Here is a 23,269-nt window from a genome sequence, read left to right as displayed (position 1 = left end):
TTAAAAAGAAAGTAAAAATGGAAATTTGGAACGACATTTATAACCACTTTGACCCGGTAGCATTTAGCATCTTTGACTTTAGCGTGCACTGGTATGGGCTTATGTATATTTTAGCCCTTGTTTTGGCGCTTGCCATGGCAAAATATCTCGTTAAAAAAGATAAAATCCCAATCTCAAATCAGCTCTTGGATAATTACTTTTTCTGGGTTGAAATAGGCGTTATTTTAGGCGCTAGGCTTGGCTGGGTTTTAGTCTATTCTGGTGAAGCTAGCTACTATCTAACGCAGCCTTGGCAAATTTTCAACCCTTTTCACAACGGCGAATTTATAGGAATTCGCGGCATGAGCTATCACGGCGCTGTAGTTGGCTTTTTGCTAGCGACAATTTTATTTTGCAAAAGATATAAGCAAAATGCTTGGCAGCTACTTGATCTTTGCGCCATCTGCATACCTTTTGGCTACACCTTTGGCAGGATAGGAAATTTCTTAAATCAAGAGCTTTTTGGCAGGGTCACAGATGTGCCTTGGGCGATAAATGTCTTTGGTCAGCCAAGACATCCAAGCCAGCTTTACGAGGCATTCTTAGAAGGTTTAGTTATTTTTTCCATTTTATTTTTATATAGAAAATATAATAAATTTAATGGCGAACTCATAGCACTTTACGCCATTTTATACACATTTGCAAGATTTGTTTGCGAGTTTTACAGAGAGCCTGATTCTGGACTTGGATTTATTATTTTTGGTCTATCAATGGGGCAAATTTTATCACTTATTATGTGTGGTTTTGGAATTTTTATTTATGCCATGCTTTATAAAAAATTTTCAAAGCTCTAATATAAGTGTTTAAAAAATATTAAAGTAAAAATCTGCTAGCATTAGCTTTATCAATTAATACTAATATTTAAATTAGTATTAAGAAATGATAATTTATTTCAAATTTCTTAGGAGGGCTCATGACCGGGCTTATAGAAGGTTTTTTGGGAAAACGGTCGGATGACAAAAAAAGTCGCACTCCAGCCGCTTGGGATAGATGGCAAAGCATTACAGGGTTTATTTTGGCCTGTTTTATATTGTGCCATATGGTTTTTACTTCTACTATACTACTTGGCAAAGACGCATTTAATGCTGTCGTAGGGTTTGCGGAGGCTAAATTTTTATTCGGCGAGGCTACATGGTGGATCACTAACGTTATTGCCGCGGTAATATTCGCCATTTTTATCGCTCATGCATTTTTAGCTATGAGAAAATTTCCAGCAAACTACAGACAATATCTAATGTTTAGAGGCCACAAAGACCGTATGAAGCACCTTGATACTACGCTTTGGTGGTTTCAGTTTTTAACCGGTTTTGCTCTATTTTTCGCAGCCAGTGCGCACTTAGTGGATATAGTCTTTGGCGGACATATTACTGCCGACAAATCAGCGGCTGCATTTCATCAACTAGAAATTTTCTACTTCGCACTACTTGTTTTTATGGTCGTTCACGCTAGTATCGGTATGTACCGCTTGTATGTCAAATGGATAAGCATTGATGGTGCAAATAAGCACGAAATGTTTGCCAAAAGAAATAAGGCAAAAACAATTGTATTTGCCGTTTATGGCATACTTGCTATAATTGCGCTAATCGCCGATTTTGTGTGGATCAGCCATTAAAAAGGAGCTAGAAGATGAATGTAAAATATTATGATGCATTGGTAATTGGTGGTGGTCTAGCTGGTCTTAGAGCTGCTGTGGCTGCTGGAGAAAAGGGCTTAAGCACCATCGTTTTAAGCCTAATACCTGTAAAACGCTCGCACTCTGCGGCTGCGCAAGGCGGCATGCAAGCCTCTTTGGGAAATTCAAAAATGAGCGAAGGCGACAACGAGGACGTACACTTTGCCGACACGGTAAAAGGTAGCGACTGGGGCTGCGATCAGCAAGTTGCACGTATGTTTTGTCAAACCGCGCCTAAGGCGATCCGCGAACTAGCGGCTTGGGGCGTGCCTTGGACTCGTATAACAAAAGGCGAGAGAAGCGCTATCATCAACGCTCAAAAAACGACTATCGTAGAAAAAGAAGAAGTCCACGGACTCATCCACTCTCGCGACTTTGGCGGAACTAAAAAATGGAGAACATGCTTTACGGCCGACGCTACCGGACACACTATGCTTTTTGCCGTAGCAAACGAGGCTCTAAAACATAACGTAGAAATTCACGATAGAAAAGAAGCTATCGCGCTCATTCATGCAAACAACCGCTGTTATGGCGCGATCGTTCGCGATCTAGTTAACGGCGAGATCACGGCATACGTCGCAAAAGGCACACTAATCGCAACCGGTGGCTATGGTAGGGTTTATAAACACACTACAAACGCCGTAGTTTGCGAGGGTATCGGCGCGGCCATCGCACTTGAGACTGGCGTAGCTCAGCTTGGCAACATGGAAGCTGTTCAGTTTCACCCAACTCCGATCGTTCCATCAGGCATTCTTTTAACAGAAGGTTGCCGCGGCGACGGTGGAATTTTACGCGACGTGGACGGATATCGCTTTATGCCCGACTACGAGCCTGAGAAAAAAGAACTAGCTAGCCGCGACGTCGTAAGTCGCCGAATCATGGAGCATATCCGCGCAGGCAAGGGCGTACCTAGCCATATGGATATCACGTTTGGCTAGATATCTCTATCCTGGGACGCGAGCATATCGAGAAAAACTTACGCGACGTTCAAGAAATTTGCGAAATCTTTAACGGCATCGATCCTGCCGACACCGAAGTATATACCGACGAAAACGGTCGCCAACGCGGTAAAGGCTGGGCGCCGATCCTACCTATGCAGCACTACTCCATGGGCGGCATAAAAACTAAGCCTACAGGCGAGAGCCCGACGTTAGCAGGTCTATTTAGCGCCGGCGAGGCTGCTTGCTGGGATATGCACGGATTTAACCGTCTGGGAGGCAACTCCGTTTCAGAAACGGTCGTAGCTGGTATGATCGTGGGAGATTATTTTGCCGATTACTGCGGTAAACACGAGATCGAGATAAATACTAACGATATCGAAAAATTCGTTAAAAAAGAGGAAGACTATCTAAAGAGCCTTGTCGAAAAAGAGGGCAAATTTAACGTATTTGAGATCAAAAACAAGATGAAAGATATCATGTGGGAGCACGTGGCGATCTTTAGAACCGGCGAAGGTCTAGCCGTAGCGGTAAAAGAGCTAGAAGAGCTTTATAAGCAATCTTTGGACGTTAAAGTCACAAATAAGGCGCTATTTGGCAACCCTGAGCTTGAGGAGGCTTACCGCGTACCAAAGATGCTAAAACTAGCCCTTTGTATCGCAAAAGGCGCGCTTGATCGCACCGAGAGCCGCGGAGCGCACTGCCGCGAAGACTATCCGAAACGCGACGACCTAAACTGGCTAAACAGAACTCTAACTAGCTGGAAAGAGGGCGATACGCTACCGACTATCGTGTATGAGCCGCTTGATATTATGAAAATGGAGATGCCACCAGCATTTAGAGGCTATGGTGCGAAAGGTAATATTATTGAGCATCCAGATAGTGCCATCCGCCAAAAAGAGGTTGATGAAATTCGTGAGAAAATGCAAGCTGAAGGTAAGAGCAGACAAGAAATTCAAGAGGCTTTAATGCACTATGATCTTCAACCAAAATATAAAGCACCAAACGAAAGAGCAGGAATAGGATATGAGTAGAAAAATAACCATAAAAGCATTTAAATATAATCCGTTAAGCAAAATTTCAAAGCCACATTTCGCGACCTACGAGTTGGAAGAGACTGATGGTATGACATTATTTATCGCGTTAAATATGATTCGCGAGAAATTTGACCCAGATCTTAGCTTTGACTTTGTTTGTCGTGCTGGAATTTGTGGAAGTTGTGGCATGCTTGTAAATGGTAAGCCAAGATTAGCTTGTAGAACTCTTACTAAGGATTTTGAAAGCGGAGTAATCGATCTTATGCCTTTGCCAGTATTTAAGTTACTAAAAGACTTAAGCGTAGACACCGGCAACTGGATGAATGCGATGAGTAGGCGTGTGGAGAGCTGGATACATACAGACCACGAGACAGATATCTCTAAACTTGAGGAAAAGGTTGAGCCTGAAGTGGCTCAAGAGGTATTTGAGCTTGATCGCTGCATCGAGTGCGGTATCTGCGTGGCTGCATGCGGTACGGCTATCATGAGGCCTGATTTCATCGGTGCGGTTGGACTTAACCGCGTAGCTAGATTTAAAATCGATGCGCTCGATAAACGAACCGACGAGGACTTTTACGAGCTTATCGGCGACGATGACGGCGTATTTGGCTGTATGACTTTGCTAGGCTGTGAAGACAACTGCCCTAAACACCTACCACTTCAAAGCCGCATAGCTTATATGCGTAGAAAAATGGCTGCTATAAAGTAGAAAAGGGGCTGTAAAAGCCCCAAATTTACTTCTAAATTTATTAAAAAGACTGCAAATAGATGCCAAAAGGCATAAAAAGATATCAATAGATACAAATAAGAAAAATAAAAATATCAAAAATGGGATTGATAAGAGTGCGCCCATTATATAACCAAGTGGAAATGCGATAAATATAAATACGATTCCGACACCAGAAACAAAAAATTAGCGCAAATATCGTAGCAAAGGTGTTTACAAATAAGCTAATATTTTTTAAAAGAAAATTTGTTAGGCCAAGGCTTCTCATGTTTTGATTATAGCTTTTAAGCCAAAAAATTTATATAATTTCAAAATTTGCTTCATTTAAGGATATAAAATGTTACCAAGCTATAAAGATATGATGCTACCTATTTTAGAATTTGTCGCACAAAAGAAAGAGGCAAATAGAGCTGAAATTTCTAAATTTATAATTGAGCATTTTAAGCTAAAAGACGAAGATCTTTTGCAAAAAATAAAAAGAGGAACTCCAACTTATATAAATCGTACCGACTGGGCTTTATCCTATCTGGCTACAACAGCTCAAGTAAAATCAAGGCCAGAAAAAGTGCTGCTTCAAAAAGTTGGTAGAAGCCTATTTGCCATAACAAATTTTGGCAAAGAGTTAGTAAGTAGTAAGGATAAAAAGAGCAAATTTCTCACTTGGTACGATGAAATTTACAAACAAGAGATAAGGCAAGAGAAAAAAGAAGCCACGGAAAACACCCCAGATGATAATATAGATGAAGCGCTTTGCAAGATAAAAGAAGAGCTAAAAAGTGAAATTTTATCTAGCATTTTAGAAAAAGAGCCGAGATTTTTTGAATACCTTGTAACAAAGCTACTTGAAAAGATGAATTATGGAGCTGGAAATCTCACAAACAAAGGCCCAGACGGCGGGATAGATGGCATCATAGACGAAGATGAACTTGGGCTTTCTAAAATTTACATCCAAGCAAAAAGATACAAAGACGGCAGTAATATCCGTAGGCCAGAGATTCAGCAGTTTATCGGCGCCATCTCAAATAAAAATACCAAAAAAGGCGTCTTTATCACTACGGCAAAATTTACTAAAGAAGCTGAAAATTTCGCCAAAGATAATCAAAATTTTAGTGTGGTTTTGATAGATGGCGACAAGCTTGCAGAACTAATGATAAAATACAAAGTCGGAGTTCAAATAAGCCAAATATATGAAATTTGCAAAATCGACACCGACTTTTTTGAGGAAAATAATTTTTAAAATTTTAAGCCATAAAGCACTACTGCGTATATTTATTGCAAGTTGCTACTTGGGATCATTTCGGTCTTGCTTTATTTGTGAGTTTAAAAGACAAATTTAAATCTTTACTAACGCCAAAATAGTCTAAATTTACCAGCTTAAAATGCTTTTTAAACCAAATTTTACTCTTATAAACGCCGTCTAAATTTTAAGTGTTATAATTACAGCGAAATAACGATTTTAAGGAGAGGATATGCAATCTCGCATAATCACTGGCATTTTGATGTTTGTTGCTATTTTGGTAGTTTTTTTTATTGATAATTATATTTTAAATTTTATCTTGCTTGGCGCTGTGCTTTATTTTGCTTTTAATGAGTCGCTCAAGCTTTATAATATCGATCACAAACAGCTAGTTTTTGCTGCACTTGCTTTTTACGTGCTTACATATTTTACAAATCCAATATTCATAGCGATCCTTGCTATCATGCTAGTTGCTTCGATCCTAGCTCACATAAAAAGTGAAAATTTAAAGCTAGTCGCACCTTTTGTATATCCGACCACGCCGATCTTTATGATGTGGATGCTTTACTCAGAGTATGGCGTAGGCTATCTTGTATGGCTTATTTTAAGCGTAGTTGCAAGCGATAGCGGTGCATTTTTTGTTGGTAAAATGTTTGGCAAACATCCATTTAGCCCAAGCTCACCAAACAAAACAATCGAAGGTGCAGCAGGCGGTGTGGCGATAGGCACTGTGATTGGCTGCATTGTTGGAAATTTTGTAACTGAAGGATTTTTTCAAATTTTATTCTCAAGCTTTTTAGTCTGCGTCTTTGCAGTTTGGGGAGATTTGTTTGAAAGTTACCTAAAAAGACTTTGCGGCGTCAAAGATAGTGGTTCGCTCTTCCCAGGACACGGCGGCATGCTTGATAGGATAGATGGTTATTTATTTGGCGTAGTCGCCCTACTTTGGTCGCTCTCGTGGTAATACTTGGCTCAACTGGTTCAATCGGCAAAAACGCCCTTAATCTTTGCGAAAAATTTGGCGTAGAGGTTGAGGCGTTAAGCTGCGCTAAAAATGTAGATTTACTAAATGAGCAAATCTTAAAATTTAAGCCAAAATTTGTCTGCGTAGGCGATGAAAAGCTAGCTAAAAATGTAAAAAACATAGAAGCTAAAAATATCTTTTTTGGTGAGACTGGACTGCTACAAATACTAGAAATTTCAAGCTCAAAAAAGGTAATAAACGCCCTTGTTGGCTTTGCTGGCCTTGCTCCTAGTCTAAAGACACAAGCTCTTGGCAAAAGGCTTGCGCTTGCAAACAAAGAGAGCCTTGTTGTTGGCGGCAAATTTCTAAAAACTAGAGAAATTTTACCAATAGACAGCGAGCACTTTGGGCTTAAATTTCTACTTGAAAATAAAACTGCACCAAAAAGACTCATCATCACAGCAAGTGGCGGCGCATTTTATAAAAAACCGATCAAATTTCTAAAAGACGCCACGCCAAGTGACGCACTAAAACACCCAAACTGGGACATGGGCGCAAAGATCACTATTGATAGTGCGACGATGGCAAATAAGCTTTTTGAAGTAATGGAGGCTTATTGGCTTTATGGCGTAAAGGAGATCGAGGCTGTGATAGAACCAACTTCTGCGATACACGCCGTAGTTGAATTTATAGACGGCTCAAGCACGATGCACCTCTCGCGACCTGATATGAAGCTAGCTATCGCTCATGCTATGTTTGAAAATATCAATGAAAATATCGTTTCACACGCAAATTTACTTGATCTAAAAAATATAAAATTTCATAAAATCAGCCTTAAAAAATACCCCATTTTTTCGCTAAAAGATGAAGCACTAGCAAACCCTGATCTAGGTGTAGTGATAAATGCTGCAAATGAGGTTGGAGTATTTAGCTTTTTAGAGAAAAAATGCTCATTTTTGGATATCTCAAGGCTCGTTTTAAGCTCTGTTAAAAATTTTAGAGATATTAAAATTTCAAATATTGATGAAATTTTTGAAGCTGATAAAGAAGTTAGAAATTACGCAAAAAGGATGTTAAATGCAAAGGTATGAGGGTTATAAATTTGATCCCAAACAAAGCTTAATCGGTGTTCAATTTTTATTTGTCGCCTTTGGTGCACTGGTATTAGTGCCGATACTTACGGGACTAGATGCAAATGTAGCTCTCTTTACAGCCGGTCTTGGCACGCTACTTTTTCAGCTAATCACTAGAAAAAATGTTCCGCCTATTTTTTTAGCAAGCTCCTTTGCTTTTATCGCGCCACTTCAGTACGGTATCGAAAAATGGGGCATAGCCGTGACGATGGGGGGCGTTATATTTGCTGGATTTTTCTACGTTGTTTTAAGCCTCGTGGTCCGCTTTGGCGGAGAGAAAATTTTGCATAAAATTTTGCCTCCAGTTGTCGTTGGACCTGTCATCATGACAATAGGCCTTATCCTTGCTCCAAATGCCGTCAAAATGGCAACATCAGCTACTGAAATTTATACACAAAATGAGGCGATGATCGTCGCTGGCATTTCGCTAGTGGCTACTATTTTGGTAATGATGCTTGGACGCGGCATGTTTAGGCTTATACCTATTTTGCTTGGCATTATCGTCGGAAACATCGTAGCTTACTGCTTTGGCATGGTTGATTTTACACCTATCTTTAATGCACCTTGGTTTAGAATGCCAAATTTCACTACACCAAAATTTGAGTTTGAAGCGATCATTTATATGATACCTATCGCCATCGCTCCAGCGATCGAGCACATAGGCGATATGCTTGCTATATCAAATGTTACAAAAGAGGATTTTCTAAAAAATCCAGGCCTTAAAAATACGCTCCTTGGAGATGGTCTTGCCACTTCGCTTGCTGCTTTTTTTGGTGGTCCGCCAAACACCACCTACTCAGAGGTCACAGGCGCAGTTAGCCTTACAAAAGCTTATAATCCAGCGATCATGACCTTTGCAGCGATCACTGCCATCGTACTAGCCTTCGTTGGTAAGCTAGGAGCGGTGCTTTCAACTATCCCAGCCCCAGTCATCGGCGGTATCATGCTGCTACTTTTTGGCATCATCGCAAGCGTTGGCATGGAGACACTTATAAAAAACAAAGTCGATCTTGCAGATCCTAGAAATATGATAATCGTAGCCCTCATCTTTATCTTTGCTATCGGCGGCATGGTACTTGATCTTGGAGCGGTTAAATTTTCAGGTATCGGACTTGGCGCGGTTACTGGCATAGTTTTAAATTTGCTTTTACCAAAGACAAAGCATTACGAAGGATATTAATGCGTAAATTTTTACTTTTTTTACTAACCTTTACCACTGCTAGTTTAGCTAATACTTTAGACTATGCGCTCATCAAAAAAGGTGAACCAAGCGAAAACACGATGTTGTTAATCGGTGGCATTCAAGGCGATGAGCCAGGTGGCTTTTTGGCAGCCTCTATCGTGGCAACTGACTATAACATCACAAAAGGTTCGCTTTGGGTTGTGCCAAATTTAAATTTCCCAAGCATAATCGAGCGAAGTCGTGGCACAAAAGGCGATATGAATAGAAAATTTGCCCATGTAGATAAAAACGATCCTGATTACAACTCAGTGATGAAGATAAAAGACGTCATAACCGACAAAAACGTTACGCTCATCTTAAATTTGCACGATGGAAGTGGCTATTACAGAGATAAATTTATAAACAAAGACGAAAATCCAGATAAATGGGGCAATACTTGCATCATAGATCAAAGTACGCTTCCTGGCTCAAAATACCCAGAGCTTGAAAGCATCGCCTCTAGCGTAAAAGATGTGCTAAACAAGCATCTAATAGATCAAAAACACCAGTATCACATCAAAAATACGCACACCGCAATGGGTGACAAAGAGATGCTAAAAGCCTAACTTACTATGCTATCACGCAAAACAAATCAGCCTTTGCAAACGAAGCTAGTAAAAATTTAAACGCCGAGCAAAGGACTTATTATCATCTAATCGCCATTGAAGAATATATGAAAAAGGCTGGTATCAGCTTTACTAGGCCGTTTAATCTTGATGTTAAAAGCGTAAAAAAGGCGATCGAAAAAGAGATCAGACTCGAGCTTGAAAATTCATACGCGATAAGCCTTAAAAATCTAAAGCCTTTAATAAATTTTGTCCCGCTTAAAAAAGGCGAGTTAAATTACAACTCACCAAATCCACTAATAGCCGTCATAAAAGAAAATGGTAGCTTCAAAGTGCAGTACGGCAACCGCTTTGTTACTAGGCTAAAGCCACAATATTTTGAGTTTGCAAAACCACTTGATGAAATTTCACTAATAAGTGACGGTAGCGAGCTTACATTAAAAAGTGGCGATAAATTTAGCGTGAAAAAGAGCTTTAAAATAAAATCACTCAAAAACGTGCGCGTAAATGTCATAGGATATGGCACAAAAAGTATAGATGAGAGCGAGCAAGAAGTGACTAAAAATAGCCTAAATAAAAGCTACAGCATCGATAAAGACAGCAAAATTTACCGAGTCGAGTTTTATAAAAACGAAGATGGCAAAGAGAAATTTGCTGGCATGATCTTAGCGGAGTTTAAATGATACTTGGCATCGAAAGTAGCTGCGATGATAGCTCGGTCGCGCTCATAGATGAACGCACTTTAGAGAAGATTTATTATCAAAAAATTTCTCAAGAAGAGGAGCACGCTATCTTTGGTGGCGTGGTTCCTGAGCTTGCAGCTAGGCTTCATACAAAGGCGCTGCCAGCACTCTTAGAGGATATCTTGCCAAATTTTAAAGAAATAAAAGCGATCGCTGTAACAAATGAGCCGGGTCTTAGTGTGAGCCTAATAGGTGGCGTCAGCATGGCAAAAGCATTAAGCGTTGCTCTTAATATCCCGCTAATTGCCGTAAATCATTTAGTTGGTCACATCTACTCACTATTTTTAGATTGCGAAGCCACCTTTCCACTTGGCGTCCTGCTAGTAAGTGGTGGGCATACGATGATCCTAGAGATTGACGAAAATGGTGAAATCACTGAGCTAGCAAGCACTAGCGATGATAGCTTTGGTGAGAGCTTTGACAAGGTTGCTAAAATGCTTGATCTTGGTTATCCAGGCGGTGCCGTAGTTCAGCAAAATGCCCTACTTTGCAAAGACAAAGAGAGGTTTCATTTTACCATTCCACTTCTTCACGATAAACGTCTTGAGTATAGTTTTTCAGGGCTTAAAAACCAAGTCAGAGTTGAAATTTCTAAGTTAGAAAGTATCACTCAAAAAGATATTGCTGACATCTGCTACGCATTTGAAAATACTGCCTGTGAGCACATTTTAAACAAGCTTGAAAAGGTCTTTTGTTTAAGAAATTTTAAGCGTTTTGGCGTAGTTGGCGGCGCAAGTGCAAATCTAAATTTACGAAAAAGACTTGAAACGCTTTGCCAAAAAAATGAGTGCGAGCTTTTGCTAGCTCCACTTGAGTTTTGCTCTGATAACGCCTTGATGATAGCAAGAGTGGGGCGTGAGAAGTACCTAAAAGGCGAGTTTGTAAGCCATAGCGAGCTAAATATAAATCCAAGAGTTAGCTTTAAAAAGCTTGAGTTAAATTAAACTTTTTAAAAAACATAAAATTTTGCGCCTAAATCTTGATAGCTTCGTAAGTAAAAACGTAATAAAATCTAAAAAATTTCAAAAAAAGAATCTTTAATGGACGAGTTTTTAAATCACGCTTGGCATTTAAATAAAATTTACGCTAATACCGATGCGAGCGTGCCTTTTTACCCAGATCTACTGGCACTTCTTTTATCTTGTGATGAGAAAAATTTAGATGAGTTTATGGCTCTTGCCGAGTTTAGAAATATCTTAAAAAAGCTAGGCGTTGGACTTGATATCTTTAGCATACAAAGTGCCCAGCTAGCCACGCTAAAAGCGTTAAATGAGGCAAAAATTTCAAGTGATGAACTTGTAACCTACTTACAAAAGCTACGTGATGAAAAGATAATTAGCCATGAAAAATTTGATTTTTTAATAAAATTTATAAGCAAAAACTCAAATCAAAATAAAGCAGAAATTTCTAATACAAAACCAAAAGATCACTTTCACAAGAGCCTAGATTTTCTAAATGAGATAAATGAAAAAGCAAGCATGCTTGATGAAGATAAAGAATTTTTACTAGCTTTAAAAAACGCCAAAAAAAGATCAAACGAAACGCTTTTTAACATCGCAGTAAGTGGCGTCATAAACTCTGGCAAATCAACCCTTTTAAATGCGCTTTTAAACAAATCCGTCCTAGGCACTTCAAATGTGCCTGAAACCATAAATTTAACCATCTTAAAGCACGCATCAAATAGCCATGCAAAGGTAAATTTTTATAGCCCAGACGAGCTAGAAAAGCTTGGACTCACAAGCGAAAATTTACCAGCTAGTAGCGTAGAGATCAGCCTAGATGAGATCAAAAACTATACATCTTCAAGCTCAAAAACAGCAAATCTCGTAAAAAGCGTTGAGCTTTATGATGACTTGGAGCTTTTAAGAGATAATGTCTGCATTATAGACACTCCGGGCATAGATGATGCGATCGTTTTAAGAGAGCAAATAACTACAAATTTTATGAAAGAGTGCGACCTTTTAGCCCACCTCATGAACGCCTCACAAAGCGCTACGCAAAAGGACGCACTGTTTTTGAAAAAATGCCTTGAAAACTCACACATCGTAAGAGTTGCTATCGTGCTAACTCATGCTGACGAGTTAGACGCAAAGGGTATTAATGAAACGCTTAACTACGTAAAAAAGGCGATCGGTGAACAGATAAATGATATTAAGATAGATTATTTTGCCCTTAGTGCAAAGGCTTATCTTGATGGTGCTTTAAATAGTGGCGTGCCGGAGTTTAAAGAGTATCTTTACGATGTGCTTTTTGGTAAAGACTCTAAAAAATCAGCTCTCATTTTAAGCTCATATCAAAAAGAATTGCAAAATATTTTAAAAACAAAACTCGAAGCCACAAAGGCTAAAATTTTAGAGCTTAAAGCATTTGGTTTAGAGCTAGAAGCTTTGCAAAACGAGCAAGCAAATATCAAAAATTCTCTTAATGAAAATTTCACAAAACTTGAAAGGCTTTTAGAAAGCGAGCTAAAAAAACTCGATGATAAAAATGCAAAAGATATCTATAAAATGGGGCTTGAAGCACTACTACAAAATCTAAATGAAAAGCTTAAGAGCGAGATCACTTACTGCAAAAATAAAAGAGAAAATTTAAATCTAAAACGTCTTACACAAATAGCAAAAACTACACTTTGTGACGGAGTTGCGGCACTCATGAGAGAGGCCAGAAATGAAACTTTAGTGCAGACAAAGTCATGCGAGCAAAATATCGCTTTAAGTTTTGATGGCTTTAGTGTGAGTGAAAATAAAATTTTTAGTATAAATGACTTTTTAAAGCAAATGGGCGTAGAGCTTGATTTTAGAGAGCTTTTAGATGAGCTTGAAGCTAAAATTTTAAGCAAAAATGAGCCAGATGAGGCACTTTCAAGTTTAAGACAAAATTTACTTAACAATAAAAGCATATCGCAGTTTTGTGAGACGCTAGCAGAACATGAAAAAAAGCTACTAAAAGAGCGAGTAAAGGCTTATGAGATGAGCCAAAAAGAGGCTTTAAATAAAAGGCTTTTAGTTCTCAATAAAAAACTTAATGAGCTAAATTTACAAAATCAAAGCTCAATTTCAAAGCTTAAACAAAAGACCTCCTTACAAGATGAAATTTACTCACTTTTAGAGGATATTAAAAATGTTTAATGAATTTATAAATGCCTACAAAGCGAGATATTTTAAGGTCTTTACAAATGATTTTAAGGGCGAGCTAGCTAGACTCGTAAATGATCTAAACGATCCTAGTTTGCATATAAGCGAGCAGATAAAAGAGAGTTTAAATTTACTAATAGATACTTTAAATGAGCCACCACTAATAGCTGTTATCGGTCAGTTTTCAAGTGGAAAATCAACGTTTTTAAACGCACTTCTTAGCCAAGATATCTTGCCATCAGGACTAACTCCGGTCACCGCAAAGGCTGTGAGGCTAAAATTTGCAAAGATGCCACTTCTAAGCGTGAAATTTATAAATGGTAGCGAAAGCCTACTAGCAAGTAGCGATCTAGCCGAGCTAAATAAGTTAGGCGAGCAAGTTTCTAGTATGACGCTTTATGCGCCAAGTGAGATTTTAAAAGAGATAAATTTCATCGACACTCCTGGTCTAAACTCGCTAAGAGATGCTGACACAAAAGAGACAAAAAATACACTAAAAAAGGTTAGTGGCACGATATGGCTAAGCCTTGCAAATAACGCCGCAAAGGCAAGCGAGCTTGAAAGTATCAAAGAAATTTTAAAAGCAAATGATCTAAAAGCGATCTGCCTAATCAACCAAAAAGACAAGCTAAGCGAGGAGGAGCTTGAAAGTTTGCTAAAGCACGCTAGGCAAACTTATGGCGAGCTTTTTGAGGATATCATCGCTATCTCATCAAAGCAAGCACTCCTTGGCATCACAAATAATGACAAAAGCCTACTTGAAGCTTCAAATTTTAACGAAGCTCTAAAGGCTATTAAAGAGTGCTTTTTGGACAAGAGCTTTAAAGAAAATTTCATAAAAGTAAGGGCAAAAAAGATCGTAAAACTCCTAACCAACGAGCAAGAAAAACATCTAGAAATTTATGACAATGCACAGTTGATTTTAGATGAATTTAGTGGCTCATTGGATGAGAGGCTAGAGGCGATAAAAGAGGAGTTTAAACCAAAGATCGCTTTAAGATATAGTCAAATGAGTGAAGTTATAAAACTTGCCGCCGATGAGGTATTTAAGCTACTTAAACCATTTTCAAAAACAAAATTTAACGCTTCAAAGACGCTTTTAAACAAAGAAATTTATAAGCGTGAAAATTTTGAGGTAATAAGCCTTGATAGCGACGAAGTCTTTTCAAAACTTATCTACGAAGATGTGGTTTTTAATAAATTTTTTAAACGCTACAAAAAAGATGTAAAAGAGCTAGAAAATGCAATAACCTCAGCATTTAATGAGCTTTATAAAAATTTAGAGGATAAATTTTTAATATATAAATCTCGCTATGAAAATTACGCTAGCTTTGATGATCAAGCCTTGGCTTACGAAACAAAATCCATAAATACCTATGCCGGACGGACATATGAAAATTTTTTAAGAGAGTATGAAACGGCTAAATTTAAGGCCACACAAAAGGTCTCTTTGTTTTTTGAAAAGCTTGATATAAAGCTAGCCTCAAACTATGAAAACGCGCTCAAACTCGCGGTTTATTTTATAAAACAAAAGATAGAAAAGACGCTAGAATCGCATCTGCAGATGAATACGCCACTTTATATTCCAAGCGCAAAAGACGTCTATGAGCGTATGCTTGATGCGTTTAGTCTTTATGAGTTTGAAGCTTTAATGTGCTCAAATAGCTCGTTTTTAAATAAAATTTTGCTTGATATAAAGAGCGATTTTAATGAAATTTATACTTTAAAAATAGCAATGCTTGATGGCTTAAAAGCAAGAGTTAAAGAGCAAATTTCAAAGATCGAAGAGCTTTGTGAAAATTCATTGCTATTAAGATAAATAAATTTTTTAAAGCTTAGAAGCTATCCATTTAAGGATAGCTTCTATTTTATGCGTGCATTACACCGATCTTTGGTGCGTCAAATGCCCTGACACGCTTTGGCACGCCTTTAAATTTCTCGACATCCACAAGGCTTGTGTGAGCGGTGTTGCTCTGGCTCATCTTGCTTGATGGCACATCTTTTGTGAGCACATTTAAATTTCCGTGCAAGCAAAGGCTCTTTTCACCCGGTTTTTCAGGGTCATACCACGCACCTTCGCTTACTATTACGACATTTTGTGGCACGTCCTCGGTGACAAAGGCACCGCACAAAATTTCGCCTCTATCATTAAACACACGCACCACGTCGCCCATTTTTATCCCTCTAGCCTCGGCTGTTTTTGGATTTATAAGCACTGGCTCGCGCTCTGCGATCTCGTTAAAGTTGCGAAGCACGGAGTTATTTAGCTGTGAGTGAAGCCTAAATTTAGAGTGTGCACCACTAATTGCGATAGGGTATTTTTTATTTTTTGCGCCAAGCCACTCAAATGGCTCAAGCCAAGTTGCATGCGGTGGGCAGTCATCATAGCCAAAGCCAGCAACCGTCTCAGAGTAAATTTCTATCTTGCCAGATGGCGTTTTTAGCGGATTTGCCACTGGGTCGTCGCGGAATTTCTTATAGTTTGTAAAGTAGCGTTTTTTCTCATCGATCTTGTCAAATCTAAAATATCCCTTCTCCCAAAATTCCTCAAAGCTAGGCATGCTCTCATACCCAAGCTCGACAGCCTTTTTAACGGCATCTTCATATATTGTCTTGACCCACTCTAGCTCGCTTTTACCCTCGTTAAATGCCTCTTCCCTGCCCCACTCTTTGGCGATCAGTCTTGCGATCTCGAAGTCACTTTTACTCTCGCCAAATGGCTTAACAAGTGGCTTCATCGCAAATAGATACTCACTTGTAGAGTTTGCCATTTCGATGTCTGTTCGCTCGTACTCAAGCGCAGCTGGCAAGACGATGTCGCTAAATTTAGCTGTACTTGTCCAAAACGGCTCGCAAGTGATGATAGCATTAACGTTTCGCATAGCTTTTATCGCTCTATTTGCGTCAGGATGCCTTGTGAAAGTCGAGCCATTGGCGTTAAACATCGCTCTGATCTTTGGCAGTTTATAGCTCTTGCCATTTCTTGTTATCTCTTTGCCTGGCTTAAGAAGTGCATCTATTAGCCTTGAGTTTGGCATTTCGTAGCCCTTTGTCTTTGGCACCAGCCCGCTATCAATAAATTTTTGAGGTACCTTCGTCTCAAACGCCGCTAGTTTAGGCGCTATGAAGCTTTCATCAGCATTTTTGTGCATGCCGTCATTTGTGACAAAGCCACAACCCTCTTTGCCGATGTGTCCAAGCATCGCATTTAGCGTCACAAGCGCCCAGTATGCCATCTCACCGTGATCTTGCCTTTGTATGGCATAGCCACTAACTATGACTGAGTCGTTTTTAGCTAGATCTTCGCTAAATTTCGCAAGATCTTGCTCGCTAACGCCACAAATTTTACTTGCCCAAGCTAGGTTTTTATTGACCCCATCTTTTGTGCCAAGCATATACTCTTTAAATTTATCAAAGCCAACCGTGTATTTTTCTATAAATTCTTTATTGTAAAGCCCTTTTTCATAAAGGTAGTTACACATACCTATCATCATTGCCGTATCGGTGCAAGGCACGACTTCAAGGTATTTTGAGTCAAAGTATTTTGCGCTATCGTTGTGATAAACGTCAACGCTATAAATTTTCATCTCGCCGCTTTCGCCTTTTTTTCTGATCTCATCGTAGTATTTATATGAGTTGTGAAGCGGCACGCCAATGGCGATTTTATTTGAAACGACTGGGTTTGTACCCCAAAATACGATCGTTTTGGCGTTTTTTAAGATAGCCTCCCACTTTGTTGGCGCTAGCGCAGGATCGACGAAGCCAGTGACGTGAGGCATGATGACAGTCGCTGCACCGTATGAGTAGCCACCAAGCTCATTTACGTAGCCACCAAGCACGTTAAGTAGCCTCTTTGCGGTCTTTTGGCTATGTCCTACTTTGCCAAGGCTACCCCACTGATAAACCTGTCCGTAGATCGCTTCAGCGCCGTATTTATCGAAATTTTCTTTTAAAATTTTTGCACTTAGCTTTATCGCTTCGTCCCAGCTCACGCGCACAAACTCCTCTTTGCCACGAAGCTCTGGCTTTGGGTTGTTTGGATTGGCTAAAAAGCTCTTTCTAACAAATGGATATTTTACCCTGCTCTCATTTTGGATGTAGTCAATGACTGCGTTATTTAGCTCGTTTGGATAAGCATCGCCCTCAAATGGCACGGTCTCAACAACGCGACCTGCGATCGTTTTTACATAAAATGCACCAAATTTATTTGCGCTTAGTCCGCTTTGTTTGTCAAATAACGCTTGCTCTGCGCTTCCAAGCTCTTTTGCTTGAAGGCTAGCCGCGCCTAATGCGCTCAATCTTAAAAAGTCTCGTCTTTTCATTCTTTCTCCGATTTTTGTTAAATTTATTGTTTTTGGTTGGTTTTAGAAATTATAAATTTAGGGTTTTGTATCATTTCATCGTTTAAAGGCCTTGTAATGTAATGCGCAAACTTGCGTCTAAATTGCGTTATTTTAGCCAAAAATTTTTAAAGGATGGGCAGATGATTGGATTTTATGTAAATGTAAAATTAAAAGCTGGGTGTGAGGCGAAATTTGAAGAAATTTTAAAAGAGATCGTGCCGGCTTCAAGAAAAGATAAAGGCTGCATAAGCTACGAGTGCGGCATGGTTGTGGGCGGTAAAAACAAATACTGCTTTATGGAGATTTGGGAAGATCTTGCAAGCCAAAAAGAGCATATGAAAAGCGCTCATATGGTGAAAAACGCAGCCGCACTGGAGGCTTGCAAAGAGAGCCAAGAGGTAAAAATAGTAAATTTTGTGAGCGTAAAGGAATAATATTTGCTTTAAAAAGGGCAAAATCCACAAAAATGAGCGAAGAAAAAATGCTTGAGATGATAAATGCGACTGCTGATATTATATTTATGGCCGTACTTAGGGGACGAGTGAGCTTTGAGGCTTGCAAAAAAGATAGGGAATTTATCGACTCTTTAAGAGAAGAGCTACTTGGCAAAAATCCAAATAAATTTAAAATCGCACAAAACTCATACCAAATGATCGCCATTTTTGAAAAATACCGCAATAAAAAATAATTCCACTTAAAATTTAAATCCATTTGCCGATATAGTGTTAAAGGATTTGACATGATAAACGCACTAAATGGATTTAACCAAAGCTTTAGCTATCAAGACGCTTTTAGTAAGCGTCAAGCCACAAGCACAAATTTAAATAAAGTAGAAATTCCCACCAAAACTGCGGACATCAAGCATCTACCGCTCTCTGGTTACTCATCAAATGACAAAATTTCTATCTGGGGCAAGATAAATGGCCTTGATAGCGGAGCGAGCAAAGATGAAATCTCTAGCCTTAAAAATTTCGTTGATAGCACGAAGCTTTGGCGAGCAAGCTACATTCTAACTAGCGAGAAAAACGGCTTTAGCGTAGATGAGTTCATCAAAAATCACAAAATGAGCATAAACAATAAAATAATCAATAATGCTTTTGGTGCTCTTTATCTAAGCCGTGAGGCTACAAATTTACTAGACTCTGATCTAAGTATCGATGAGTTTAAAGATAAATGGCTGGAATTTACCGCCGAAAGGATACTTGGCGAGCACGCAAATGTGAAAATTTCTTTTAAAGACGGGGCTTTACATTACGAACAAAGCTCGGATAAAAAACGTATAGAATTCTTAGGTCAGCCTATGTTACACCGTGTAAGCTACGCTGATAAAAACAGCAAAGATGAGTTTTTGAAATTTCTAAAAACAAGCTATGAAAAGGGCGAGAGCATCGCTGATGTGCTTCAAAATATCGCTCTTACGCCAGTTAGAGAAAATGGCGATGAAGAGATGGAAGAAGAGAAATTTAAGCCTATACAAGTTACCAAAAAGAGCGTGACATATACGGATAAAGATATAAAACGTGAGTTTTTTGAGGAATTTATCAGGCGCGAGGTCGAAAATGGAGCGAGCTTTGATGATCTAGTGCAAAAGCTAAACAAGCTAAAGCCAAAGGACATCCTCGCATAGCTTTAGGTTTAAATTTTGGGGCTGGCTTGGCTCCAAAATTTCTAATTAGGCTTAATTAAAGAGCTAGCTTGACTTCTCAAATTTCTGTCTAGACTTAAATTTCTGGAGACTTGTTTAGCCTTTTAAATTTCTATTTACATTTAAATTTAAAGAGCCAATTTAGCCAACTAATTTAAAAAGATAGCTTATCTTAATAAATTTTTACTCGCGTTTAAATTTTAAGAGTCAGCCAGCTTGGCTCGCCAAATTTCTACTCAGGTTAAATTTAAAAAGCTAGCCAGCTTTGCCCCTTAATTTTCTACTTTGGATTATTTATACTTATCACCATATTTTTCTCATCAAGATATAGCTTTGCAGCCTCTTTGATGTCCTCATTTGTGATGGCTTTTACCGCACTTATGTACTCATCAGCCGTATAAAGTGGTGTGTTAAAAATTTTATTTGAGATGATGAGCTTTCGCCAAAACTCAGGCTTTTCGTAATCTTTTTTTATAGAAATTTCACTCTGTGCCTTAAAATCCTCCAAATGCTTTGGCAAGATCACGCCACTACTCTTGATGCTAGCTATTATCTGCTTTATCTCAGCGATAATCTTGTCCGTGTTTGCGGGATCACAAGTAAAACTAATTAGCATATCTGAATGCTCAAAAGGATAGCGTGCGAGCTTGGCATTTAGGCTAAAGCCATATGTTTGGCCCTTATCTTCTCTGATCTTTTCTCGAAGCGCCGTTTTTAAAATTTCACTTAATGCCCTTAGTTCAATCGCTCCTTCAAAGCTATATTTTGCATCAGAATTTATGATATTTATACCAACATCGCTTCTTCTTGTGCTTTGATGCTCCCTTTTAAAGGTGTGCTGACCCTTGATGCTTCGCACGCCATCGTCTTTAAACTCTTCAGCCTCGCCAAGCTTTGGCAAGGTGGCGATATACTTTTTAACAAGTGACAAAAGCCTCTCTTCGTCGGTGTCGCCGATGATTACAAAAGTATATGAGGCTGCATTTGTAAATTTATCTTTGATGATCTCTTTTAGCTCATTTAGTTTTAGCGCATCGATATCAGCTATCTCAAGCGGCGTGACACGTTTATTGTTTTCGTAAAAAAACTTGCTAAATTCGGTACTAAATTTATATTCAGGCAAATTTTGCTCTTTACTTAGCTCATCCTTTGCTCTTTGCTTTATCCTCTCAAGCACGTTTGCATCGGCTCTTGGAGCGTTAAATTCTAAATTTATAACAGCTAGCAGCGAGCTAAGATCGCTGGTGCTTGATGAGCCATAAATGCCTTGAGTGAGTACTTCTATACCCTTTTCGTAGCTTACGATCTTTCCATTTAGTGCCTTTGAGAGCTCGTAGTTATTAAATTTACCAACACCGCTTTCATTTGTGAGCGCAACGGCAAAGCTACCAAGCTTTGGATCAGTCAAATTTGATGTGCCTCCTTTGCTGACGGCTGCAAACAAAATACTATCTTTTTTAGTAGCTAGTGGCTTAAAGATAACTTGCGAGCCATTTTGCATTTTGTAGGTATAAATTCCATTTTTTTCATCAAAGCTTCTTGAGCTTATCTCTTTTGGCTCTAAATTTTCATTGCCTAGGCTCTTATCGTTGTTGCTAGCAGATAGGTTTGTGTTATAAGCAGGCGCTTTGGCAAAAAGCTTTAAAAACTCATCTTTGCTAAGTTTAAAGCCATCTTTGCTAAAAATTCTTACACGCTCATCAGAAATGGCTAAAATTTGTCTAAATCTAGCATTAACGTCAGCTAACGTAATCTCATTTAATAGCTTTAAACTAAGCTCTTTTTCATCTTCATCGCTTAACACAAAGCCACCGTTTTCTATCATATTTAAAATTTGCCCTGCGTAAGCGCTTGATTTTTTAGTCTTTGAGCGTTTAAATTTTGCATCAACATTTGCCACAAACGCCTTTTTCACATCTTCAAAATCATCTTTATTAAAGCCAAACTCTTTAATGCCTTTTATAACGCCAAGCATATCTTTAAGGCTTGCGTTAAAATCGCCTCCGAGTACATTTGTTTCAAAACTATAAATTTTCTGCTTTGCTTGAAGTGTTTGAGCTATAAAATCAGTGCTTAAATTTGATGAATTATTTGCATTTTTTTGCTCATAAAGCATATTTATCAGGCTTGCGATAAGTGCATCTTCTAGATTCCTCTTTGCATCAGCTTCATTTAAAACTGGACTAAATTTATCAAAATAGCTAAGTCTAACTAACTCCATTCCAGTCTCATTTGAGTCGTAGTTAAAAATATTTAAACCACTTTTAAAACTGATATTTTTTTCTGGATGAATGTAAGAATTTGTATTTTTTGCTTGGTTGAAGTTTTTTTCGATTAAGCTTTTTATCTCATTTTTATCAAAGTCGCCAACAGCAACAAAGCTCATAAATCTTGGCTGATAAAGCCTCTCGTAAAATTCTTGCATGTGCTTAGCATCTACGCTTTTGATGACGTTCATGTCGCCTATTGGCACTCTTTTTAGATAGATGCTGCCCTCAAAAATATCCTTTGTTTGAGCCAAATAAAGCCTATATCCTGGCGTATTTCTCTGACGCTCTTCTTCCATTATGACGCCACGCTCTTTATCAAGCTCCTTAGGATCGATTTTAACGCCATCTATCCAATTCGAAAAGACTTTAAATGTATCTTGTAAATTTTTCTCATTTACATTAATCGTTAAGACATAGCTCGTCTGATCGTAGCTCGTCTGCGCGTTTAGATCAGCTCCAAATTTTACACCAAGACTCTCAAGCTGCTTAATGAGCTCATTTTTGCTAAAATCACGGCTGCCATTAAATGCCATGTGCTCCAAAAAGTGAGCAAGACCTTGCTCGCCATCTTTTTCATCAGTTGAACCAGAATTTATAACAAGATAAAAAATAGCTGTTTTTTGTGGAAATTTATTCTCTTTGATATAGTATTTTAGCCCATTTTTTAGCTCTCCATTTAACATATCTTTATCGTTTTGAAGCGCAAAAAGACCCATTACTAGGCAAAAAAGCAACAAAATTTTTCTCATTATTTTCCTTTTTAAATTTGAATCGATAGACAAAGCAGAATTTAGCATAAGCCTGCAAATTTGCAGGCTAGAAGATTATTTTAGATCGTATTTTTTAAGTAAAGCTTCGTAGCTTCCGTCTTTTTTCATATCATCTAAAATTTGATTTATTTTCTCTATTAACGCGCTCTCTTTTCCTTTGTCAAATGCTATTGAAAAGCCCTCGCTACCATCAACTTCTTTGAAAAATGCTTCAAGTTCTGGATTTTTCTTGATAAAGCCATATCCAATAGAGCTATCAAGGATGACTGCGTCAAATTTACCAACTTTTAATCCCATGATGAGTGGCACAGTATCTTCTGAAGGCACTACTTTTACGCCATTTATAGCATTTGCTGCTAGCTCTTGGACGGTGCCTTGTTGCACGCCAACTCTTTTGCCAGCTAGCTCTTCTTTAGCTTTTAATGCGTCATTGCCTTTTTTCTTTAGATAGAGGTTTTCAGTTAAATAGTATGGCTTTGTAAAGTCAATCGATTTTAATCTATCTGAAGTCGCACTCATCGCACTTATAATGCCATTTATTTTGCCAGCTTTAAGTGCTGGGATAAGGCCATCAAAACTCATATTTATGATCTTATATGAAAAGCCTGCACGCTTTGAAATTTCATCAATTAGCTCGATATCAAAGCCTGTTATTTTGTTATTTTCATCGATATATTCAAATGGCGGATAGTTCGCCGCTGTGCCAAATTTTAGCTCGTTTGCACAAAGAGCAACAAAAGCTGTGAGTAAAAGAGCAAAGATCTTTTTCATAATAGTATCCTTTAAGGTGATTTAGTGGCTTAATTATCAGTATTTCTCTATTAAAAAT

16 protein-coding genes and 2 pseudogenes are annotated in these 23,269 nt (G+C 38.5%); 15 read left to right on the top strand and 3 right to left on the bottom strand.

Annotated features, from left to right (window positions below; translation table 11 throughout):
• The first annotated feature begins 17 nt into the window (after window positions 1-17).
• From A3835_07515 to A3835_07460, 12 genes and pseudogenes are all read left to right on the top strand, one after another.
• Entirely contained in the window at window positions 18-833 is an 816-nt protein-coding gene (locus A3835_07515) for a prolipoprotein diacylglyceryl transferase (protein ID ORI07395.1), read from the top strand.
• 119 nt (window positions 834-952) lie between these two features.
• Window positions 953-1,651 carry a fumarate reductase gene (locus A3835_07510; GenBank protein ID ORI07394.1) on the top strand — a complete coding sequence of 233 codons (699 nt, stop codon included), beginning with the start codon at window positions 953-955 and terminating at the stop codon, window positions 1,649-1,651.
• Window positions 1,652-1,665: 14 nt separating this feature from the next.
• Window positions 1,666-3,683, top strand: a pseudogene (locus tag A3835_07505) (fumarate reductase).
• Window positions 3,676-4,395 carry a fumarate reductase gene (gene frdB, locus A3835_07500; protein ID ORI07393.1) on the top strand — a complete coding sequence of 240 codons (720 nt, stop codon included), beginning with the start codon at window positions 3,676-3,678 and terminating at the stop codon, window positions 4,393-4,395. The pseudogene A3835_07505 and the gene frdB overlap by 8 nt, the downstream one beginning before the upstream one ends.
• Before the next feature lie 355 nt (window positions 4,396-4,750).
• On the top strand, window positions 4,751-5,650 hold the full coding sequence (locus A3835_07495; protein ID ORI07392.1) for a restriction endonuclease: 900 nt from the start codon (window positions 4,751-4,753) through the stop codon (window positions 5,648-5,650).
• Window positions 5,651-5,882: 232 nt separating this feature from the next.
• On the top strand, window positions 5,883-6,614 hold the full coding sequence (locus A3835_07490) for a phosphatidate cytidylyltransferase (protein ORI07391.1): 732 nt from the start codon (window positions 5,883-5,885) through the stop codon (window positions 6,612-6,614).
• Window positions 6,608-7,705 carry a 1-deoxy-D-xylulose-5-phosphate reductoisomerase gene (locus tag A3835_07485; protein ID ORI07473.1) on the top strand — a complete coding sequence of 366 codons (1,098 nt, stop codon included), beginning with the start codon at window positions 6,608-6,610 and terminating at the stop codon, window positions 7,703-7,705. The genes A3835_07490 and A3835_07485 overlap by 7 nt, the downstream gene beginning before the upstream one ends.
• Entirely contained in the window at window positions 7,692-8,927 is a 1,236-nt protein-coding gene (locus A3835_07480) for a uracil permease (protein ORI07390.1), read from the top strand. The genes A3835_07485 and A3835_07480 overlap by 14 nt, the downstream gene beginning before the upstream one ends.
• A pseudogene (locus A3835_07475) lies at window positions 8,927-10,218 on the top strand (deacylase). Before A3835_07480 ends, A3835_07475 begins: the two are co-directional and overlap by 1 nt.
• Window positions 10,215-11,222 carry a tRNA N6-adenosine(37)-threonylcarbamoyltransferase complex transferase subunit TsaD gene (locus tag A3835_07470; protein ID ORI07389.1) on the top strand — a complete coding sequence of 336 codons (1,008 nt, stop codon included), beginning with the start codon at window positions 10,215-10,217 and terminating at the stop codon, window positions 11,220-11,222. Before A3835_07475 ends, A3835_07470 begins: the two are co-directional and overlap by 4 nt.
• A gap of 96 nt (window positions 11,223-11,318) precedes the next feature.
• On the top strand, window positions 11,319-13,406 hold the full coding sequence (locus tag A3835_07465) for a dynamin (GenBank protein ORI07388.1): 2,088 nt from the start codon (window positions 11,319-11,321) through the stop codon (window positions 13,404-13,406).
• The gene (locus A3835_07460; protein ORI07387.1) at window positions 13,399-15,231 is read left to right on the top strand and encodes an ATP-binding protein; all 1,833 of its coding nucleotides are present in this window, start codon (window positions 13,399-13,401) and stop codon (window positions 15,229-15,231) included. Before A3835_07465 ends, A3835_07460 begins: the two co-directional genes overlap by 8 nt.
• Window positions 15,232-15,280: 49 nt before the next feature.
• Here the strand turns inward: A3835_07460 and A3835_07455 are convergent, their stop codons facing one another.
• Complete coding sequence (locus tag A3835_07455; protein ORI07386.1) at window positions 15,281-17,734, bottom strand: trimethylamine-N-oxide reductase; 2,454 nt, start codon at window positions 17,732-17,734, stop codon at window positions 15,281-15,283.
• A gap of 161 nt (window positions 17,735-17,895) precedes the next feature.
• Here A3835_07455 and A3835_07450 point away from each other — a divergent pair, with 161 nt between their 5' ends.
• From A3835_07450 to A3835_07440, 3 genes are read left to right on the top strand one after another with little or no spacing between them, the layout of a single operon-like run.
• A complete protein-coding gene (locus A3835_07450; GenBank protein ID ORI07472.1) occupies window positions 17,896-18,189 on the top strand; it encodes an antibiotic biosynthesis monooxygenase in 294 nt (97 codons plus the stop codon).
• A gap of 32 nt (window positions 18,190-18,221) precedes the next feature.
• A complete protein-coding gene (locus tag A3835_07445; GenBank protein ORI07385.1) occupies window positions 18,222-18,443 on the top strand; it encodes a nicotinate phosphoribosyltransferase in 222 nt (73 codons plus the stop codon).
• 51 nt (window positions 18,444-18,494) lie between these two features.
• Window positions 18,495-19,382, top strand: a complete 888-nt coding sequence (locus tag A3835_07440) for a hypothetical protein (GenBank protein ID ORI07384.1) — start codon at window positions 18,495-18,497, stop codon at window positions 19,380-19,382.
• 298 nt (window positions 19,383-19,680) lie between these two features.
• Here A3835_07440 and A3835_07435 read toward each other — a convergent pair whose 3' ends face one another.
• Together A3835_07435 and A3835_07430 are read right to left on the bottom strand one after the other, a co-directional pair.
• Window positions 19,681-22,419 carry a peptidase M16 gene (locus A3835_07435; protein ID ORI07383.1) on the bottom strand — a complete coding sequence of 913 codons (2,739 nt, stop codon included), beginning with the start codon at window positions 22,417-22,419 and terminating at the stop codon, window positions 19,681-19,683.
• A gap of 75 nt (window positions 22,420-22,494) precedes the next feature.
• On the bottom strand, window positions 22,495-23,211 hold the full coding sequence (locus A3835_07430) for an ABC transporter substrate-binding protein (GenBank protein ORI07382.1): 717 nt from the start codon (window positions 23,209-23,211) through the stop codon (window positions 22,495-22,497).
• Window positions 23,212-23,269 lie beyond the last annotated feature (58 nt).

Origin of the sequence: Campylobacter concisus, assembly GCA_002092835.1 — a bacterium.
Lineage (GTDB): Bacteria > Campylobacterota > Campylobacteria > Campylobacterales > Campylobacteraceae > Campylobacter_A > Campylobacter_A concisus_K.
The sequence above is the reverse complement of the archived record's forward strand: the minus strand, read 5'-3'. Positions and strand labels throughout refer to the sequence as shown.

Coding starts and splice junctions, on each gene's coding strand:
- A3835_07440 (ORI07384.1), top strand. CDS start 18,495: ATGATAAACGCACTAAATGGATTTAACCAAAGCTTTAGCTATCAAGAC.
- A3835_07455 (ORI07386.1), bottom strand. CDS start 17,734: ATGAAAAGACGAGACTTTTTAAGATTGAGCGCATTAGGCGCGGCTAGC.
- A3835_07460 (ORI07387.1), top strand. CDS start 13,399: ATGTTTAATGAATTTATAAATGCCTACAAAGCGAGATATTTTAAGGTC.
- A3835_07495 (ORI07392.1), top strand. CDS start 4,751: ATGTTACCAAGCTATAAAGATATGATGCTACCTATTTTAGAATTTGTC.
- frdB (ORI07393.1), top strand. CDS start 3,676: ATGAGTAGAAAAATAACCATAAAAGCATTTAAATATAATCCGTTAAGC.
- A3835_07430 (ORI07382.1), bottom strand. CDS start 23,211: ATGAAAAAGATCTTTGCTCTTTTACTCACAGCTTTTGTTGCTCTTTGT.
- A3835_07515 (ORI07395.1), top strand. CDS start 18: ATGGAAATTTGGAACGACATTTATAACCACTTTGACCCGGTAGCATTT.
- A3835_07435 (ORI07383.1), bottom strand. CDS start 22,419: ATGAGAAAAATTTTGTTGCTTTTTTGCCTAGTAATGGGTCTTTTTGCG.
- A3835_07445 (ORI07385.1), top strand. CDS start 18,222: ATGAGCGAAGAAAAAATGCTTGAGATGATAAATGCGACTGCTGATATT.
- A3835_07450 (ORI07472.1), top strand. CDS start 17,896: ATGATTGGATTTTATGTAAATGTAAAATTAAAAGCTGGGTGTGAGGCG.
- A3835_07470 (ORI07389.1), top strand. CDS start 10,215: ATGATACTTGGCATCGAAAGTAGCTGCGATGATAGCTCGGTCGCGCTC.
- A3835_07510 (ORI07394.1), top strand. CDS start 953: ATGACCGGGCTTATAGAAGGTTTTTTGGGAAAACGGTCGGATGACAAA.
- A3835_07465 (ORI07388.1), top strand. CDS start 11,319: ATGGACGAGTTTTTAAATCACGCTTGGCATTTAAATAAAATTTACGCT.
- A3835_07490 (ORI07391.1), top strand. CDS start 5,883: ATGCAATCTCGCATAATCACTGGCATTTTGATGTTTGTTGCTATTTTG.
- A3835_07480 (ORI07390.1), top strand. CDS start 7,692: ATGCAAAGGTATGAGGGTTATAAATTTGATCCCAAACAAAGCTTAATC.